The sequence below is a fragment of the Amycolatopsis sp. NPDC003731 genome, assembly GCF_053586895.1.
Genome location: NZ_JBSFNC010000033.1, coordinates 58,425 through 76,977, shown reverse-complemented (window position 1 = coordinate 76,977; position 18,553 = coordinate 58,425). Strand labels below are relative to the sequence as shown.

Below are 18,553 nucleotides of genomic sequence, written 5' to 3'. Positions count from 1 at the left end.
ATCAGCTGGGGCCCGCAGCCGAGGGCGGGCGCGCAACAAGCTGGGTTTCGGCGAGCTGGTGGCGCTTCCGGCCGGGCTGGCGCAGGAACAGCGTCAGCACCGCCGAAAGGAGCGCGATGCCCCCGGCGAGGAGGTACGCGCCCGTGTAGCCCCACACGCTGATGACCCCGGCGGCGAGCCCGCCGCCGCCGACGCCGCCGACCAGCTTCGCGCTGTACACCAGCCCGTAGTTCGACGCGTTGTTGTTCTCGCCGAAGTAGTCCGGCACCAGCGCCGCGAACAGCGGGTAGAACGCGCCACCGCCGAACCCGGTCAGGAACGCGAACACCATGAACAGCACCAGGTTGTGCGTGTTCCCGGCGTACAGCACGCCGAACTGCGCGACGGCCGCGATCACCAGCACCAGCGTCAGCGTCTGCCGCCGCCCGAGCTTGTCGGACGCCCAGCCGACGACCGCGCGGCCGGTGCCGTTCACGACCGCCAGAACCCCGGCCGACGAAGCGGCGACGAACGCGCCGAAGTGGCTCACCTTCGCGAACGGCACCTGGAAGTTGATGCCGAACAGCGACACCCCGCCGATGATCACCAGGCACACCCACATCAGCGGCAGCATCCCGGTCCGGACGGCTTCCATCGGCGAGAACTGCTTCACCGCGGGCGGGTTCTTGGCCAGTCCCCCGGTCGCGGACTTCCGGTCGCGGACCCAGGTGAGCGGGTCGACGTCCTTCGGCCACCAGCTCTTCGGCGGGTCCTTGAACAGGAACCCGCAGACCCCGACGGCGATGAGCATGTACACGCCCATGACGTCGAGGATCGTCGAATAGTTGGCCGGGGTGAGGAAGGCGGCGAACACGTAGATGAACGGGACGGCACCGTAGGCGAAGCCGCCGTTGACGAACCCGGTCCGTGCCCCGCGCTTCTCGGGGTACCACTTGCCGACCATGTTGACGCAGGTCGCGTACACCAGCCCGGCGCCGATCCCGCCCAGCACCGAGTAGCCGGCGAACGCCAGCACCAGGTTGCCGCTGTGGGAAATGGTGAAGTAGCCGATCGCGCTGCACGCGGCGCCGGCGAGCATGGCCGTCCTCGCCGACACGATGTTCTTCTCCCGCAGGCGCCCGGCCGGGAACGCGACTCCGGCCTGGAACACCGCCCAGATGCTGGCCAGCCAGAACGCGTCCGACAGCGTCCAGCCGTACTTCTCTTCCAGGGTGCCTTCGACCGCACCCCAGCCGTACTCGAAGACGCTGACCGCCATCATGGCGATCCAGGGCAGCCACACCATCCAGCTGCGTGAGCGTCCCATGATGTCGTGCGGGGTCTCGCCGACCCGGTACACCCGGCCGTTCTCGTCGACGATCTCCTGGTATTGCGCTGTGGTCATGAGAAATCTCTTTCGTCCGCGCCGATTTCGGTCCTTCCGTTCTGCCGGACGTCAGCCGGTGGCGGGTCGCGCGACGAGCTCGGTTTCGGCGAGCCCGGAGCGCATCCCGCCGGGCTTGCGGCCCGGCTGGCGCAGGAACAGGGCGAGACCGGCGGCGAGCAGGCTCGTCCCGGCGGCCAGGTAGAAGGCCGCGCCGTAGCCCCACTCGTCGATGACCAGCTTCCCGAGGCCCGCGCCCACGATCCCCGAAACGAGCTTCGAGCTGTAGACGAGGCCGTAGTTGCTGGCGTTGTTGTTCTCGCCGAAGTAGTCGGCGGTGAGCGCGGCGAACAGCGGGAAGATCGCCCCGCCGCCGAACCCGGACACCATCGACGCCAGCAGGAACAGCGGCATGCTGCCGATCGAGCCGGACAGGTACACCGCGACCTGGGCCAGCCCCAGCACCACGCAGACCAGCAGCAGCGTCTGCCGCCGCCCGTAGCGGTCGGAGATCCAGCCGATCACGCCGCGGCCGGCGCCGTTGATGACCGCCTTGAGGCTCATGGCCAGCGCGACGATGCCGCCCGCGAAGCCCATCTCCTTGCCGAACGGGACCTGCGCGGAGATGCCGAAGATGTTGACCCCCGCCGTGCACAGCAGGCAGATCCACATCAGCGGCAGCATGCCGGTCTTCAGCGCCTCCCGCGGCGTGAACTGCTTGACCGCGGGCGGGTTCTTCGCCAGCGACCGGCGCACGCGCGGGTCGTCCGGCACCTTGAGCGGGTCGACGTGCGCCGGCCACCAGTTCTTCGGCGGGTCGCGGAAGAAGAACCCGCTGACCGCGACGGCCGCGGCCAGGAACAGCCCGACCGCGGGCAGGATGGTGCCGTAGTTGCCCAGGTCGAGGTAGTTCGTGAAGATGAAGATGAACGGGACCGAGCCGTAGGCGAACCCGCCGTTGACGAAGCCGGTCTTCCCGCCCTTGCGCTCCGGGTACCACTTGCCGACCATGTTGATGCAGGTCGCGTAGACGAACCCGGCCCCGCCGCCACCGAACAGGCCGAAGCCGAGGTAGGCCCAGAAGACGCTCGGCGCGTAGGCCAGCGCCAGGTACCCGAGCACGGTGCCCGCCGCGCCCAGCAGCATCGCCGACCGGGCCGACAGCCGGCCGCTCTCCCGCATCTTGCCCGCGGGGAAGGCGACCGCGGCCTGGAAGAACACCCAGACGGCCAGCAGCCAGAAGATGTGCGCGCCGTGCCAGCCGTGCGCCGAGGACAGCGTGTCCTCGGCCGAAGTGAACGCGTATTCCGAAGAACTGATGGCCATCATGGCCACCCAGGGCAGGACGACCATCGTCCACCGTGGCCGGCCCATGATGTCCCGGTCGGTCTCACCGACCCGGTAGACTCTTCCGTTCTTGTCGGTGATCTCCTGGTACGTGGCTGCGGTCATAAGAGTTCTCTTTCGTCACCGTTGACTCATGTCCCTCTGTTGCCGTCGTGCGGTGGGATCTTCGTCCTTTCCTGGTGAGTGGGCCAGCCCCTGTGGAGGATGTTCAGAGCAGGCCCGCGGCCCGCCCCCAGCGGTATTTCGCGCCGAGCACGGCCACGGGCTTTTCGGTCGTGTACGGGTAGGCGACGATGCCATGTTCGTACAGGTAGTGACTGGCTTCTTCGACTTCGACGTCTCCGGAAAGCGATGCGACGACGGGCTTGTGAACACCCTTCGCCCGGTACTCCCCGACCACTTCGGACACCAGTTCCGCGAACACCATCGGCGGGGTGACGATGGTGTGCCAGTAGCCGAGGATCAGGGCGTGGATGCGGTCGTCCTCCAGGCCCAGCGCGATCGTGTTGCGGTAGGTCGAGGGCGGTTCGCCGCCGGTGATGTCCACCGGGTTGCCGGCCGCGCCGAACGGCGGGATGAACTTCCGGAACGCCGTGTCGAGGTCCGGCGGGATCGCCATCAGGTCGAGGCCGTGGTCGACGCAGGCATCCGAGAGCAGCACGCCCGAGCCGCCGGCGCCGGTGATGATGACGACGTTCTCGCCCTGCGGCGTGGGCAGCAGCGGGATGCCGCGGGCGTACTCGAGCAGGTCGTTCAGCCCGGGCGCCCGGATCACGCCGCTCTGGCGGAGGATGTCGTCGTAGACCTTGTCGTTGCCGGCCAGCGCGCCGGTGTGCGAGCTCGCCGCCTTGGCGCCCTGGGACGTCCGGCCGGCCTTGAGCACCACGACCGGCTTGCGCCGCGAGACCCGCTTGGCCGTCTCCGCGAACGCGCGCCCGTCCTTGAGGTCCTCGAGGTGCATGGCGATGAGCTCGGTGTTCTCGTCGTGCTCGAAGAAGGTGAGCAGGTCGTCTTCGTCGATGTCGGCCTTGTTGCCGACGCCGACGATCGAGGAGACGCCCATCTTCGCCGAGCGGCTGAACCCGAGGATCGCCATCCCGATGCCACCGCTCTGCGACGACAGGGCCACGCCGCCCTTGACGTCGTACGGCGTGCAGAAGGTCGCCGACAGGTTCTCCGGCGTGTAGTAGTAGCCGTAGATATTGGGACCGAGGATGCGCACGCCGTGCTTGCGGGCGATCGCGACGACCTCGTCCTGCAGCTCGATGTTGCCGGTCTCGCCGAAGCCGGACGGGATGAGGATCGCGCCGGCAACGCCCTTCTTCCCGGCTTCCTCGAGCGCCGCGGGGACGAACTTCGCCGGGATGGCGAACACCGCGACGTCGACGTCGCCGGGCACGTCGGTGATGCTCGGGTAGGCCTTGCGGTCGAGGATCTCGGCGGCCTTCGGGTTGATCGGGTGGATCTCCCCCGCGTACCCGCCGTTGACCAGGTTCTTCATCACCGAGTTGCCGATCTTCCCGGCTTCGGCCGACGCCCCGATCACCGCGACCGACGCAGGTTTCATGATCCGGTTCATCGACGCGAGGATCTCCTCCTGGGTGAACCGGTGCGGCTGGGTCGCCGCCTCCGGGTCGACCAGGATCCGGACGTCGACCGCGGTGGCGCCCCGTGGGGTAGCGAGCACCGGGTTCAGGTCCACTTCCGACAGCTGCGGGAAGTCGGTGACCAGCTCGCCGAGGCCGGTGATCACCGCGGCGAGGGCGTCGCGGTCGACCGGCTCCGCTCCGCGGACCCCCTTCAGGATTTCCGCCGCCTGGATACCGTCGATCATGGAGAGCGCTTCCCCGGGGGACGTCGGCGCGAGCCGGAAGGTGACGTCCTTGAGCACCTCCACCAGCACGCCGCCGAGGCCGAACGCGACGATCTTGCCGAACGTCGGGTCGGTGACCGAGCCGATGATCACCTCCTGGCCCTCGGTGAGCATCCGCTGCACCTGGACGCCGAGGATCCGCGCTTCGGCGTCGTAGGCCTTCGCGCTGTCGACGATCCGCGCGAAGCCCGCCCTCACCGCCTCGGCGTCGTTCAGGCCGACCAGCACGCCGCCGGCCTCGGTTTTGTGCAGGATGTCCGGCGAGACGATCTTGAGCACCACCGGCAGCCCGATGGCTTCGGCGTGGGCCACGGCTTCCTCGGCCGTGGTCGCCAGCCGCTCGGCCGGGGTCGGGATACCGTAGGCCTCGCAGACCGCACGCCCCTCGGGCGCGGTCAGCGACGACCGGCCCTCGGCCGCCGCCCGCTCCAGGATCTTCTCGACCGCCGCGCGATCCGCCACGTCAGATCACCCCCGCCGCGCGGAACTTCTCGAGTTCCGCCTCGCTGTAGCCGAGTTCGGTCAGCACCTCGTCGTTGTGCTCGCCGAGCAGCGGCGACCGTTCGATCTCCACCGGCGAGTCGGACAGCTTGAGCGGGCAGCCGACGGTCTTGAAGCTGCCGCGCTCGGGGTGCGGGACCTCGACGACCGAGCCGAGCTCGGCCAGGGTCTCGTCCTCGATCAGCTCCTTCGTGGACAGGATCGGGCCGCACGGGATGTTGCAGGCGTTGAGCTTCTCCATCACTTCCCACTTGGTGTGCTTCTCGGTCCACTCCTCGACGAGCGCGAACATCTTGTCCAGTTTGGACAGCCGCACCTCGGGGGTGGCCCACGCCGGGTCGTCGGCCAGTTCGGCCTTGCCGATCAGCCGGGCGAGCGGGGCCCAGCCGGGTGGCTGGACGATCACGTAGATGTAGTCGTTCGGCCCGCCGGGCGCGCACTTCACCGCCCAGCCCGGCTGGCCGCCGCCGGAGGCGTTGCCCGAGCGCGGGACCTCGGCGCCGAACTGGTCGTTCGGGTACTCCCCCAGCGGGCCGTGGGCCAGCCGCTGCTGGTCGCGCAGCTTGACGCGGCACAGGTTGAGCACGGCGTCCTGCATGGCGACCTGGACGCGCTGGCCGCGGCCGGTGGAGGTCCGCTGGTACAGCGCGGCGAGGATGGCGGCCACCAGGTGGATGCCGGTGCCGGAGTCGCCGATCTGCGCGCCGGTCGCGGTCGGCGGCCCGTCCTCGAAGCCGGTGGTGCTCATCGCGCCGCCCATGGCCTGCGCAACCACTTCGTAGGCCTTGAAGTCGGCGTAGCGGCCGGGCCCGAACCCCTTGATGGAGGCGTAGACCAGCCGCGGGTTGAGCGCGGCCAGCTTCTCCCAGGGGTAGCCGAACCGGTCGACCACGCCGGGTCCGAAGTTCTCGACCAGGACGTCCACTCCGGACACGAGCCGTTCGAAGACCTCCTTGCCCTCGGCGCTCTTCATGTTGAGCGTGATGCTGCGCTTGTTGGCGTTCAGCATCGTGAAGTAGAGGCTGTCCACGCCCGGCAGGTCGCGCAGCTGCCCGCGGGTGATGTCGCCGCGGCCGGGGGTTTCGAGTTTGATCACGTCCGCGCCCAGCCAGGCGAGCAGCTGCGTCGACGACGGTCCGGACTGCACGTGGGTCATGTCGAGGACGCGGACGCCCTCCAGTGCCTTGCCCATGCTCTGGCCTCCGCTCACTTGTACATGGTCTGGTTCATGGTTCCGGGGGCGTACACGTCGGGATCGACCCAGACGTTGATCAGCGACGGCAGGCCGGACTCGCGCGCCCGCAGCAGCGCCGGCCCGATGTCGGCCGGGTCGCGGACCTCTTCGCCGTGGCCGCCGAGCATCCGCGCGAACTCGTCGTAGCGGACGTCGCCGAGGGTGTTGCCGACGCGCTCGCGCGGCAGGCCGTACTTCGCGGCCTGGCCGTAGCGGATCTGGTTCATCGAGGAGTTGTTGCCGACGATGCCGACGAACGGCAGGTTGAACCGCACGAGCGTCTCGAAGTCCCAGCCGGTGAGGCTGAAGGCGCCGTCCCCGAAGAGGGCGACGACTTCCTTGTCCGGACGCGCGTGCTTGGCGGCGAGGACGAACGGGATGCCGACACCGAGCGTCCCGAGCGGACCCGGGTCCATCCAGTGTCCGGGCGACTTGGGCTGGACGACCTGGCCGGAGAAGGTGACGATGTCGCCGCCGTCGCCGATGTAGATCGAGTCCTCGGTGAGGAACTCGTTGATCTCGTGGACCAGCCGGTACGGGTGGATCGGGCTCGCGTCGGAGTGCTGCAGCGGCAACCGCTTCTGCTTCGCCTTCTCCTCCACGGCCTGGAGTTCTTCGAGCCAGGCCTTGCGGCCGACGGCGCCGTTGTCGGTGCGGCCGGACGCGGCCTCGGCGACGGCGGCGAGGACCTGGCCGGCGTCGCCGACGATGCCGAGGTCGATGTCGCGGTTCTTGCCGACCGTGCGGTAGTCGAGGTCGATCTGCACGACGGTGGCGTCCTTCGACAGCCGCTTGCCGTACCCCATCCGGAAGTCGAAGGGGGTGCCGACGATGACGATGACGTCGGCGTTGTCGAAGGCGTACCGGCGCGAGAGCTGGAAGTGGTGCGGGTCGCCGGGCGGGAGCGTGCCGCGGCCGGCGCCGTTCATGTACGCCGGGATGTTCAGGGTCCGGACGAGTTCGGTGGCCGGCCCGGTCGCGCGGGTGGTCCAGACCTGGCTGCCGAGCAGGATGGCCGGCTTCTTGGCGTGCACCAGCAGGTCGGCGAGCTTCTCGACGTCCGCGGGGTCGCCGGCGTTCTTCGTCGACGCCCGGTAGCGGCCCGCTTCGGGAATGCGCGCGTTCTCCAGGGGCACGCGGGCGTCGAGGACGTCCCGCGGGATCTCCAGGAAGGACGGACCGGGCGCACCGGCGTAGGCCTCGCGGAAGGCCATGCTCACCAGGTCGGCGACGCGCGCGGTGTGCGGCACGGTGGCGGCGAACTTGGTGATCGGCGTCATCATGTCCACGTGCGGGAGGTCCTGCAGGGACCCCATCTTGTGCTGGGTCAGCGCACCCTGGCCGCCGATCAGCAGCATCGGGCTCTCGGCGCGCAGCGCGTTCGCGACCCCGGTGACGGCGTCGGTGGTGCCCGGCCCGGCGGTGACCACCGCGCAGCCGGGCTTGCCGGTGATCCGCGCGTAGCCGTCGGCCGCGTGCGCCGCGACCTGTTCGTGGCGGACGTCGATGACCTCGATGCCTTCGTCGACGCAGCCGTCGTAGATGTCGATGATGTGCCCGCCGCACAGGGTGAAGATCGTGTCGACCCCTTCGGCCTTCAGCGCCTTGGCCACCAGGTGGCCGCCGGATATCCCGGCGGGCGCGGCGCCGTTCGTCGCGGCGGCACTCTCCTCCGCGGTGGTGCCGGTCGTGGTCAGCGCCATGGCTCAACTCCTCTGGTCCGCCACCGGAGCTCTCTTGTCCGGCGGTGCGTGTCGCCTGATGTCCGAGGTCAGCGGCCCCTTCGCGGCAGACTGTAGATTGCATACCGTATGGGGTAGGCATATAGTCACTCTTCAAGCAGCCCGTGTCCAGGGCCATCCGCAGGGTTTTTCCGGACTCCGAACCGGCCCCCGCGGACCACCACTCCACGCCCTTCGCCCTGCCCTGCCGCGGAAAGGACGCTCCCGCATGGACCTCTTCGAACACGAAGCCCGTGAGCTCTTCGACAAGCACGGCGTCCCGGTCCCCCGCGGCCGGGTCGCCGCCGATCCGGCCGAGGCCCGGGCCGCCGCGGTCGCCCTCGGCGGCCCGGTGGTAGTCAAGGCGCAGGTGAAGACCGGCGGGCGCGGCAAGGCGGGCGGCGTCCGCGTGGTGCGCACGGCCGACGACGCCGAGCAGGCCGCCGACGACATCCTCGGGATGGACATCAAGGGCCACACCGTGCACCGCGTCCTGGTCACCGAAGCGAGCGAGATCGCCGACGAGTACTACCTGTCCTTCCTGCTCGACCGCGCCGGGCGGACGTTCCTCGCGATGGCGTCGGCCGAAGGCGGGATGGAGATCGAGGAGGTCGCGGCCACCCGGCCGGACGCCCTGGTCCGCATACCGGTGAATCCCCGGGACGGCGTGGACGCAACTGCCGTCGCGGCCGCGTTCCCCGCCGCTGTCCGCGGTGAAGCCGCCGGCGTCGTCGAGAAGCTGTGGGACGTGTTCGTCGCCGAGGACTGCACGCTCGTCGAGGTCAACCCCCTGGCGCTGACGGCGACCGGGATCGTCGCGCTGGACGGCAAGATCACCCTGGACGACAACGCCTCCTTCCGCCGTTCCTCGTCGTTCGACGACACTTCGGACGGTGATCCGCTGGAGCGCTCCGCCCGCGCGAAGGGCCTCAACTACGTGAAGCTCGACGGCGACATCGGCGTCATCGGCAACGGCGCCGGACTCGTGATGTCCACTTTGGACGTGGTGGCGGCGGCCGCGGCCGAGGCGGGCGCCCGCGGGCCGGCGAACTTCCTCGACATCGGCGGCGGGGCGTCGGCGCAGGTGATGGTCGACGGGCTGACCGTCATCCTCGGCGACCCGCAGGTGCGCAGCGTGTTCGTCAACGTCTTCGGCGGCATCACCGCGTGCGACGCCGTGGCGACCGGGATCGTGCGGTCACTGGAGATCCTCGGTGCGCGCGCCACCAAGCCCCTGGTCGTCCGGCTCGACGGGAACAACGTCGCCGAAGGCAGGCGGATCCTCGCCGAAGCCGCCCACCCCCTGGTCACCGTGGTGGCCACCATGGACGACGCCGCCCGCGAGGCGGCGAAGCTCGCGATCGCGGAGGTCTGAGTCGTGGCCGTCTTCCTGGACGAGAACAGCCGGATCGTCGTCTCCGGCATCACCGGTTCCGAGGGCGCGAAGCACACGCGGCGGATGCTGGCCGCCGGGACGAACGTCGTCGGCGGGGTGAACCCGCGCAAGGCCGGGCAGCGGGTGGAGTTCCCCGGCCGTTCGCTGCCCGTGTTCGGCAGCGTCGCGGAGTCGATGGCCTCGGCCGGCGCCGACGTCTGCGTGCTGTTCGTGCCGCCGCCGTTCGTGGCCGACGCCGTGGTCGAAGCGGTGGACGCGGGCATCGGGCTGGCGGTGGTGATCACCGAAGGCGTCCCCGTGCACGACAGCGCGCGGCTGTGGGCGCACGCCGTCGCGGCCGGCGGACGGACGCGGATCATCGGCCCGAACTGCCCGGGCATCATCTCCCCCGGCCGGTCGAACGCCGGGATCATCCCGGCCGACATCACCGGCCCGGGCCGGATCGGCCTGGTGTCGAAGTCCGGCACGCTGACCTACCAGCTCATGCACGAGCTGCGGGACATCGGCTTCTCGACCTGCGTGGGCATCGGCGGCGACCCGATCATCGGGACGACGCACATCGACGCGGTCGAGGCGTTCGAGAAGGACCCGGACACCGACCTGATCGTGCTGATCGGCGAGATCGGCGGCGACGCGGAAGAGCGGGCGGCGGAGTTCGTGCGCGCCCACGTGTCGAAGCCGGTCGTCGGGTACGTGGCGGGCTTCACCGCCCCGGAAGGCAAGACGATGGGCCACGCGGGCGCGATCGTCTCGGGCTCGGCGGGCACGGCCGCGGCGAAGAAAGAAGCCTTGGAGGCCGCGGGCATCCGGGTCGGGCGCACGCCGAGCGAGACGGCGGCGCTGGTCCGCGAGCTGCTGGGCTGATGGAGCTCCGCCAGCTGGCGGTGGTGGTGGCGGTCGCCGAGGAAGGCGGCTTCACGGCGGCCGCCCAGCGCCTGCGGACGGTCCAGTCGACGGTGTCCACAGTGGTCCGGGCGCTCGAGCGGGATCTGGGCACGCCGCTGTTCCACCGCACGACGCACCGGGTGGTCCTGACGCCCGCGGGCGAGGCCTTCGTCCCCGCCGCGCGGGCGGCGTTGGAGGCGGCGGAACGGGCCCGGGCGGCCGTGTCCCCGGTGGCGGGCCGGGTGCGGCTGGGGGTTCGCCCGGGCTTGCTGGCCGACCTGCACCGGGTGCTGGCGCGGGTGCGGCAGGCGCACCCGGTCCTCGCGGTGGAGGTCCGCCAGCTGCGGGGCCGGCGGCCGGAGTCCACTGTGGACGTCCTGGTGACCTGCGCCGGCGATGAACTCGCCGATTCAGCCGAAGTCACCACCCTGCTCCCCGCCGAAGAGCTGGTCCTGGCCACCGCACCCGGCGGCGCCCGCTCGGCCCCCGCCGACCTGTCCGCACTCTCCCTCGTGGACTTCCCGCCCGGCTGGGCGATCCGCGAAGCCGTCGACCGCGCCTTCCCCCACCGCCGGATCTCGCTCGAAGTCGACGATCTCGCCGTCGCCGCCGGGCTGGTGCGGGCCGGGCTCGCCGCCTGCGTCCTGCCTGGTTCCGCCGCCGCGCGGTTCCCGGAGCTCACCGTCCGGCGGTTCGAACGGCCCGTGCCGTGGCAGCTCGCCGCCGGGCACCGGGCCGAGGCCAGCCCCGCCGTGGCCGCCGTCCTCGCTCAGCTCGGCTGAAGACCGAGGCGGTCCGGTCGCGTGTAGACGTTCATCGACGTCCCGCGCAGGAACCCCACGAGCGTCAGGCCGAGCTCGGCGGCCAGGTCCACCGCCAGCGACGACGGCGCCGACACCGCGGCCAGCAGCGGAATCCCGGCCATCACCGCCTTCTGTACCAGCTCGAACGACGCCCGCCCGCTCACCATCAGCGCCGTCCCGGACAGCGGCAGCACGCCGTCCCGGGTCGCCCAGCCGACGACCTTGTCCACCGCATTGTGCCGTCCGACGTCCTCGCGCAGGCACAACAGCTTCCCGTCGGCGTCGAACAGTCCCGCCGCGTGGAGGCCGCCGGTCCGGTCGAAGACCCGCTGGGCCGCGCGGAGTTCGTCCGGCAGCGAGACGAGGGTCGCCGGGTCGGTGACCAGGGGGTCGTCGGCGACCGGCCAGGTGACCGTGGTGCGTACGGCGTCCAGGCTCGCCTTGCCGCACAGGCCGCACGAGGACGTCGTGTAGAAGTTGCGTTCCACCGACGCGTCCGGCGGGGCGACTCCGTCGGCGAGCACGACGTCGAGGACGTTGTACGTGTTGCCGCCGTCGGCCGTGGCGCCGGCGCAGTAGCGGATCGACCGGATGTCCGCCGCCGCGCGGACCACGCCCTCGCCGACCAGGAAGCCGGCGGCGAGGTCGAAGTCGTCGCCCGGGGTGCGCATGGTGATCGTCAGCGGCCGGCCGGCGACCCGGATCTCGAGGGGTTCCTCGACGGTCAGCGTGTCCGGCCGCGCGGTGGGCCGTCCGTCGTGGACGCGCACGACCCGCCGCCTGCTCGTCATGCGCCCCACGTCAGGCCGCCGGCAGCAGCGACTGGGGCCGGCCCGGCTGGGTCAGCCGCCCGGACAGCACCGCGCCGGCCAGGCTCAGGACGCCGGCCGCGAAGAACCCGTGCTCCGTCGCGACGAGCGTGGCCAGGCCGATCCCGACCGCCGCGCCGACGGCCTTGGCGCTGTAGAGGATCCCGAAGTTCTGCGCCGCCGATTCTTCGCCGAAGTACTCGCGCACCAGGCCGACGAGCAGCGTGTAGCAGCAGCCGTTGCCGAGGCCGGCCAGCACGACACCCAGCAGCAGGCCGACAGCGTGCCGGTGGCCACCGGAGTACAGCAGCACGAATTGGGCGACGCCGCCGGCGAGCAGGGCGAAGCGCAGGATCCGGTGCCGGCCGAGCCGGTCGGCGAGCCGTCCGATGAGGACACGACCGCTGCCGGTGGCCGCGGCGAGCAGCGCCAGGGCGGCCGCGGCGAGCCCGGGTCCGCTGCGTGTGGCGGTGTACGTCGCCAGGTAGGCCAGGTCGAAGAGCAGCACGGCGGCCGCGAGGACGACCACGAGGTACAGCGAAAGCGTCGTCCCGCACCGGAACAGCTCCGCCGGCCGGTAGTGCCGGACGGCCGGACGCCGGTTGTGCGCCCGGTCGAGGGCCCAGGCCCGCGGTTCGGGCGTGGCGGGCCACCAGTTCCGCGGCGGGTACCGCAGCAGCGCCGCGCACCCGGCGATGACGACGAGCACGACCGCGGCGGTGACGTCCAGGAGGACCGGGCGCGCGGCCGGCAGCCCGGCGGCGAGCACGACGAAGGGAACGCTGCCGTAGGCGAAGGCCCCGCTCACGATGCCGGCGCGGGGGCCGGTGCCGTCCGGGAACCAGGCGAGCACCGCGCCGACGCACGTGGCGTACACGATGCCGGTGCCGAGCCCGCCGAGCACGGAGTAGCCGAGGAAGACGGTGGTCAGGCTGGTGGCGTGGCCGAGCGTCACGAGCCCGGCGGCGCACAGGACCGCGCCGGCGGCCATCGCCGCGGGCGCGGGTAGCAGGCCGCGTTCCCGGAGCCACGCCACCGGGAACGCGGCTCCGGCCTGGCAGATGGCCCACACCGCGAGGGAGAGGACGACGCCGCCGAACGACCAGCCGGGCGTCCGGCTCAGCGACGGCACGATCGCGCCGAAGCCGTACTGCTGAACCCCGGCGGCGAGCATGGCCGCCGCGGCGAGCCAGGTGATCCACGACCGTGGCCGGCCGAGCAGCTCCCGGTCGGACTCGCCGACGCGGTACCGCCGTCCGTAGACGTCCCGGAGTTCGCGCACCTCGCTCATGGCGACCGCCTCCCGCAAACTGAAGATTGTATGCAGTATGGAGTAACCTGAGTGTGCGCTTGCTGAGCTCGGATGTCTACCGGAGGGGGTGGGCGGCGCCCGGATGGCCGAGTGCGGCTGTCACACCGCGAAGGGAAGGCGGCCCGGTGGCCATCGAGGGAGGAGGCGGCCACCGGACCGGTGCTCCACCGCGGTACCGGCCGCGCGGAGCACTGACAGTCTGGCCATCGGAGCCGCTTTCCGACAAGCTTTTCGTCGCGCGCCCGGCGGGGCGATGCCCGTTCGGCGGCGTCGAGACCGGCACAACGTCCACTTCGAACCGAACGCGTGACCGTGTGACACCAAGGGGATACCGACCGCCACCTCGATCAGGGGCGGCCTACCGGCCGGACGGCACCCGACGGCGCCGCCCAGCCGGAGCGGACACAGCCTTCAAGACTTCTTGCGCGTCGCTCGCTTGCGCGCCGGCTTGGCGTCGGCCGGCTCGGCCGCCGCGGCCTGGTCGGCCTCGAAGCCGGCGATGATCTCGCTGGACAGCCGGCCGCGCTCGGCGACCTCGTAGCCGTTCGCCTGGGCCCATTCGCGGATCTGCCGGTTGCGCTCGCGGTCGGTGCCCGAGCCGGACGCGCCGCCCAGCGACTGGCCGGTCGCGAGGCGGACCTTGCGGCCGCCGATGCGCCGCGCGGCGGCGACGTAGCGAGCCAGTTCGTCCCGCAGCGCGGAGGCGTTCTCCTCGGACAGGTCGATCTCGTACGTCACGCCGTCGAGGCTGAAGGGGACGGTCTGCGAAGCCTCGCTGCCGTCGAGGTCGTCCACCATCTGGACCTGGACCCGTTGCGCCATGATTCGTCGTTCCTCATCTTCTCCAGAACACGGTCGGACTGACCCTAACGTGTCGAATCAGGCCCGGCACGCGCGACACCCGGAAGCGTCCACAATGGCCGCTGCGGCGAACGGGTCGTCCGCGTCCAGAGTGACCGCAACCGAGCCGAAATGCTCGTCATCTTGTCTGCTATTCAATTTTGTGATATGCTCGAAATCGAATCGGTACCGTGGCGGCATGAACCTTGCCGAGCTTTCCGCTAATGCTCCCCGCGCCAGCCGGACCGCCTTCACGGCCGCCGCCGCGCGTGCGGCACATTTGCTCGTCGACACCGAACCGTACATCTTCTCCGACACCTTCGCGGCGCGCCTGCTCGGGGGCCGTGCCGAGGAACTCCTGGCCTACCACCGGCTCCACGGTACCCACCCGATCCTGGCCGGTGCCCGCGCCGAAGCGGTCTGCCGGAGCCGGTTCGCCGAAGCGCGCCTGATGCGTGGCAATTCCGGTATAGACCAGTATGTGATTCTCGGCGCCGGGCTCGATTCGTTCGCGTATCGGACCACGGCGCGACGATTCCGGGTGTTCGAGGTCGACCATCCGGCGACCCAGTCGGCCAAACGGGAACTGCTGGCCGCCGCCGGCGTCGCCGAACCGGCTTCGGTCACCTTCGTCCCGGTCGACTTCGAAGCCGAACCGCTGCGGGAACGGCTCGTCCAGAGTGGACTCGACCCGTTTCGCCCCGTGTTCGTCAGCTGGCTCGGTGTCACCATGTACCTGACCCGAACGGCGATTGCCGCGGCTTTGCGGGAGCTCGGCGGATTCGCGCCGGGATCGGAAATCGTGGCCGATCACCTGCTGCCCGCGGAACTGCGCGACGCGGCCGGGAACGGCTACGCCGAAGCCGTCGGGCCGGTGGTCGCCGAGCAGGGTGAGCCGTGGCACACCTTCCTCTCCCCCGCGGCCTTGGCCGAGCTCTTGCGCGACGCCGGTTTCGACGTCGTCGAACAGGCGGGACAGCGGGAGAGCGTCGACGCGCGGTTGTGGCGCCGCACCGATGCGCTGCGGCCCGCCGCGCTTTCCGCGCTGACGCACGCGCGCATTCCGGGCCGGCCCGGCTGACGCCTCAGTCCGGGAGCATCGGCATTTCGAGGTCGTCCGGGCGGCCGAGCAGCACCGCGCGGGTGACGGCGGCCTTCCCGAAGCGGTCGCGCACCGCGTCCAACGCGGTGTCGAGCTCGGTCGCCCGCTGCCGTTCGAACGGCAACGCCGGCTGGAACGGGTTGTCGTCGGCCAGGTTGGACAGCGCCGCGCCCAGCAGGGTGATCCCGCGGTCGGCGATCAAGGGCAGCGCGGCGACGAGCAGTTCGCGGGCGGCGTCGAGCAGCACGCCGGTGCCGGCGGTCGGGTCGGTGAGCGTGTGCGAGCGGGTGGCGCGCGAGAAGTCGGCGAAGCGCAGCCGGATCGTCACGGTCCGGCAGACGCGGCGGGCGGCGCGCAGCCGGCGGGCGATCCGGTCGACGAGCGCCACCAGCACGACGTCGAGCTCGGCCGGGGTCCGCCTGCCGCGCCCGAGTGCCCGCTGGGCGCCGATCGAGCGCCGCCGCACCCCGATCTCGACCCGGCGCGGGTCTTCGTTGTGCGCCAGGTCGTGCAGGTGCGCCCCGGCGCCCCGGCCGAGCAGCCCGACGAGGTCGACGTGCTCGGACGCGGCCAGCTGGCCGACGGTGGTGATCCCGCGCGCCCGCAGCTTCTCGGCGGTGACCTTGCCGACGCCCCAGAGCGCCGAAACCGGCAGCGGGTGCAGGAACTCGAGCTCGCCGTCGTGCGGGACGACGAGCAGGCCGTCGGGCTTGGCGACCCGGCTGGCGACCTTGGCGAGGAACTTCGTCCGCGCCACCCCGACGGTGATCGGCAGCCCGGCCCGCTCGGCGACGGCCGCGCGCAGCCGTTCGGCGACGTGGCTCGGCCGCCCGCCGATCCTGCTCAACCCTCCGACGTCGAGGAACGCCTCGTCGATCGAGATGCCTTCGACCCACGGTGTGGTGTCGTGGAAGACGTCGAACACCGCCCGGCTGGCGGCCACGTACGCGGACATGCGCGGGCGCACGACGACGGCGTGCGAGCACAGCCGGCGGGCCTGCGCGCCGCCCATCGCGGTGCGCACGCCATAGGCCTTGGCCTCGTAACTCGCGGCGAGCACGACCCCGCCGCCGACGATCACGGGCCGGCCCTTGAGCGCCGGATCGTCGCGCTGTTCGACGGAGGCGTAGAACGAGTCGAGGTCGGCGTGCAGGATGGGCCCCTCGTCGGTCATAGAACATATGTTCGCATATCCGCGCGCCGAAGTCCGCTCGTCCGCCTGCCGCGGGTGACGTGCCGCCGGTCGAAGTCCGCGTTTCTCCGGTTGCCGGTGTTCTGTCGCCCCGCTCACACTCGAGGCAGCGAACGACCCGGAGACTGGGGGCGACATGACCGACAAGTGCCGATGCGGCGACCACCACGCGTGGGCCACATCGAGCCCGGAAGACCGCCCGGCGGCACCGCGCCATCCGCTGCTGGCGGCCACGCTGGCGCAGGAGGACGGGGTGGAGGACGCCGGCGGCCTGGATCCGACGGACCGCGTGACGTGCCGGACGCACCGCCGCTGGCTCCACGACTGCGTGGCCTCACCGGTGCACACGAACCCGGCGATCGGGTACCGCTGGTGCCGTCGCTGCGATCACCAGGCCCTGGTGGCGGTCGACGAGCTTGCGGGCGAGGTGACGATCCGGTGCGGACTGTGCCGGGAGGTCCCGCACAGCCGGGCCAACCAGGAGCTGGTGGCGTTGTGCCGGCGAAGCTTGGCGCTGGCGCGTTCGGGCCGCTTCCCGGAGGCGGCGGTCGCCTGAGTGCCATGATGCACGGGTGCCTTCCGTCGGAACCACCGCGCTCGTGATGGTGTTGCCCGCTGCCGAGCCGGCGCTGGCCGTGGCCCGGCGGGTCGACCCCGGATTGGTCCGTCCCGGCTTGCACGCCCACGTGACGGCGCTGTACCCCTTCTTGCCGGACGCGTCGCTGACCGGCTCGGTCCTGGCGGAGGTACGCTCGCTGGCGGCCGCCGTCTCTCCCCCGGACGTGAAGCTGGCGGACCTGGTCGTGGCGCCGGGTTTCGTGGCCCTTGCCGCTCCGGACTTGCAGCCTGTTACCGATGCGGTTTGTGCTCGGTGGCCTTCGGTGCTGCCTTACGGGGGCCGGTTCGGTCCGCGCCCCGCCGCGCACTTGACGGTCGCGATGGGCGGCTCGGACGAGGCGCTCGCCCAGGTCGCCGCCGGAGTACGGCCACTGCTGCCGCTGACCGATCGCGCCGAGGGGCTCCAGATGGTGGCGATGACCGATCGTGGCTGGGAACTGCGGCTGGAGGCACCGTTCGGCGGGTAACGCCGGTCACCGGCCGGTGGCTTCGGGCGCCGGTGTCCCCTCCAGGCTCCGGTAGGCGCGGGCGATGGCGCGCAGGCGGGCGACGTCCGCGGCGAACGGTTCCGCTGCCGCGGTGGGCGGCTCGGTCTCGGACGGCTCGTCCGGGAGGTCGCGTACCAGCCTGGCCGCCGTCGCGGGTGGGACGTCCGGGGTCACGCCCGCGAGGATCAAGCCGTCGTTGGTCTCGCTCATCGCCGTCAGCAGGCGTTCTCGGCGGGACTCCCCCGCCGGATCGATGCGCGTGATCTCCGGGAACCGCCGCGTCAGGTGGGCGCGCAAGGGCCGGAGCAGGCGGAGCGTCCGGGCGTCGCGGCGCGCGGCCACCAAGCCGGGCACCGCCGGGATCGTCAGGCCCACCACGATCAGCAGCACCGACACCGCCGGGAACCCCACGTCCAGAGCGCACGGCAGCGTCGAGAACGGCCCGCGGCACAGCGCCTTGACCGGGTGCTCGGCCTGCAGCGCGCGAAGGGTCCCGACCACCTTCCCGGCCAGGTAGGCGACCGCGAAGCCCGACGCCAGCAGCAACAGCGCCAGCCCGGCACGCAGCGCACCCCCGCTCGCCCGGATCGTCACCGCCGCCATGAAACCGATGTCGAGGACCGCGAAGCCCAGGTAGACCGTGTAGGTGAAGACGTAGACCACCAGCGTCGGGTGGGTGCGGTACAGGTCGTCGAACACGCCGATGCCGCGCGGCAGGTCCGGGGTGCTGAAGAACGTCACCACGAGCACCGTCAGCGCGACGCCGAGCGCGACGAGCCGGGTGCGGCGGCCGCGGTCGCGGGTGCCGCTGATCTCCGCGACCGTCAGGCCGATGCCGTACGCCGCGACCATCGTCGCCAGGTTCGACAACAGCCGGCCGAGGCTCGGGTAGAGCTCGCTCTCGAACTGCTGGGCCCGGTTCGACAGGAAGCAGAACGCCGCGCCCAGCGCGATGAGCGAGACGGCCAAGCCCGCGCCCGCGCCGGTGCGCCGGGCGCGGGCCGCGCGCCAGATTCCGGCGAACAGCGCGAAGAGCCCGACCCCGACGAAAAGTATGTCGATCACGGAA

16 protein-coding genes are annotated in these 18,553 nt (G+C 71.4%); 6 read left to right on the top strand and 10 right to left on the bottom strand.

Annotated features, from left to right (window positions below; translation table 11 throughout):
• Position 1: 1 nt before the first annotated feature.
• The 5 genes from ACWDN5_RS16745 to ACWDN5_RS16725 form a co-directional block, all read right to left on the bottom strand.
• Positions 2 to 1,384: an OFA family MFS transporter gene (locus ACWDN5_RS16745; protein WP_449676933.1), complete on the bottom strand. Its 1,383-nt coding sequence runs from the start codon at positions 1,382 to 1,384 to the stop codon at positions 2 to 4.
• 51 nt (positions 1,385 to 1,435) lie between these two features.
• Positions 1,436 to 2,815 carry an OFA family MFS transporter gene (locus ACWDN5_RS16740; RefSeq protein ID WP_449676932.1) on the bottom strand — a complete coding sequence of 460 codons (1,380 nt, stop codon included), beginning with the start codon at positions 2,813 to 2,815 and terminating at the stop codon, positions 1,436 to 1,438.
• A gap of 103 nt (positions 2,816 to 2,918) precedes the next feature.
• Positions 2,919 to 5,045, bottom strand: coding sequence for an acetate--CoA ligase family protein (locus ACWDN5_RS16735; RefSeq protein WP_449676931.1), 2,127 nt, complete (start codon positions 5,043 to 5,045; stop codon positions 2,919 to 2,921).
• Between the two features lies 1 nt (position 5,046).
• Positions 5,047 to 6,276, bottom strand: a complete 1,230-nt coding sequence (frc, locus tag ACWDN5_RS16730; protein WP_449676939.1) for a formyl-CoA transferase — start codon at positions 6,274 to 6,276, stop codon at positions 5,047 to 5,049.
• A gap of 14 nt (positions 6,277 to 6,290) precedes the next feature.
• A complete protein-coding gene (locus tag ACWDN5_RS16725; protein WP_449676930.1) occupies positions 6,291 to 8,021 on the bottom strand; it encodes a thiamine pyrophosphate-binding protein in 1,731 nt (576 codons plus the stop codon).
• A gap of 247 nt (positions 8,022 to 8,268) precedes the next feature.
• On the opposite strand from ACWDN5_RS16725, the gene sucC reads away from it, so the two are divergent.
• From sucC to ACWDN5_RS16710, 3 genes are read left to right on the top strand one after another with little or no spacing between them, the layout of a single operon-like run.
• Entirely contained in the window at positions 8,269 to 9,414 is a 1,146-nt protein-coding gene (gene sucC / locus ACWDN5_RS16720) for an ADP-forming succinate--CoA ligase subunit beta (RefSeq protein ID WP_449676929.1), read from the top strand.
• A gap of 3 nt (positions 9,415 to 9,417) precedes the next feature.
• A complete protein-coding gene (gene sucD, locus ACWDN5_RS16715; RefSeq protein ID WP_310972796.1) occupies positions 9,418 to 10,299 on the top strand; it encodes a succinate--CoA ligase subunit alpha in 882 nt (293 codons plus the stop codon).
• Positions 10,299 to 11,102, top strand: a complete 804-nt coding sequence (locus tag ACWDN5_RS16710; RefSeq protein ID WP_449676928.1) for a LysR family transcriptional regulator — start codon at positions 10,299 to 10,301, stop codon at positions 11,100 to 11,102. The genes sucD and ACWDN5_RS16710 overlap by 1 nt, the downstream gene beginning before the upstream one ends.
• Here the strand turns inward: ACWDN5_RS16710 and fdhD are convergent.
• The 3 genes from fdhD to ACWDN5_RS16695 all read right to left on the bottom strand — a co-directional run bounded on the left by fdhD (position 11,090) and on the right by ACWDN5_RS16695 (position 14,066).
• Positions 11,090 to 11,923, bottom strand: a complete 834-nt coding sequence (fdhD, locus tag ACWDN5_RS16705) for a formate dehydrogenase accessory sulfurtransferase FdhD (RefSeq protein ID WP_449676927.1) — start codon at positions 11,921 to 11,923, stop codon at positions 11,090 to 11,092. The two genes, ACWDN5_RS16710 and fdhD, sit on opposite strands and share 13 nt — an antisense overlap.
• Position 11,924: 1 nt before the next feature.
• Positions 11,925 to 13,223 carry an OFA family MFS transporter gene (locus ACWDN5_RS16700; protein WP_449676926.1) on the bottom strand — a complete coding sequence of 433 codons (1,299 nt, stop codon included), beginning with the start codon at positions 13,221 to 13,223 and terminating at the stop codon, positions 11,925 to 11,927.
• Positions 13,224 to 13,655: 432 nt separating this feature from the next.
• Entirely contained in the window at positions 13,656 to 14,066 is a 411-nt protein-coding gene (locus ACWDN5_RS16695) for a histone-like nucleoid-structuring protein Lsr2 (RefSeq protein WP_310972800.1), read from the bottom strand.
• 217 nt (positions 14,067 to 14,283) lie between these two features.
• Between ACWDN5_RS16695 and ACWDN5_RS16690 the strand changes: the two genes are divergently transcribed.
• Positions 14,284 to 15,165 (top strand): class I SAM-dependent methyltransferase, encoded by an 882-nt coding sequence (locus ACWDN5_RS16690; protein WP_449676925.1) that lies wholly within the window; start codon positions 14,284 to 14,286, stop codon positions 15,163 to 15,165.
• A 4-nt stretch (positions 15,166 to 15,169) separates the two neighbouring features.
• Here ACWDN5_RS16690 and dinB read toward each other — a convergent pair whose 3' ends face one another.
• Positions 15,170 to 16,360 carry a DNA polymerase IV gene (gene dinB, locus ACWDN5_RS16685; protein ID WP_449676924.1) on the bottom strand — a complete coding sequence of 397 codons (1,191 nt, stop codon included), beginning with the start codon at positions 16,358 to 16,360 and terminating at the stop codon, positions 15,170 to 15,172.
• A gap of 154 nt (positions 16,361 to 16,514) precedes the next feature.
• Here dinB and ACWDN5_RS16680 point away from each other — a divergent pair, with 154 nt between their 5' ends.
• Both ACWDN5_RS16680 and ACWDN5_RS16675 read left to right on the top strand, forming a co-directional pair.
• Positions 16,515 to 16,934 carry a hypothetical protein gene (locus ACWDN5_RS16680; protein ID WP_449676923.1) on the top strand — a complete coding sequence of 140 codons (420 nt, stop codon included), beginning with the start codon at positions 16,515 to 16,517 and terminating at the stop codon, positions 16,932 to 16,934.
• A 16-nt stretch (positions 16,935 to 16,950) separates the two neighbouring features.
• Positions 16,951 to 17,463, top strand: a complete 513-nt coding sequence (locus ACWDN5_RS16675) for a 2'-5' RNA ligase family protein (protein ID WP_449676922.1) — start codon at positions 16,951 to 16,953, stop codon at positions 17,461 to 17,463.
• 6 nt (positions 17,464 to 17,469) lie between these two features.
• On the opposite strand, the gene ACWDN5_RS16670 is transcribed toward ACWDN5_RS16675, so the two are convergent.
• The gene (locus ACWDN5_RS16670) at positions 17,470 to 18,549 is read right to left on the bottom strand and encodes a hypothetical protein (RefSeq protein ID WP_449676921.1); all 1,080 of its coding nucleotides are present in this window, start codon (positions 18,547 to 18,549) and stop codon (positions 17,470 to 17,472) included.
• Positions 18,550 to 18,553: the final 4 nt, after the last annotated feature.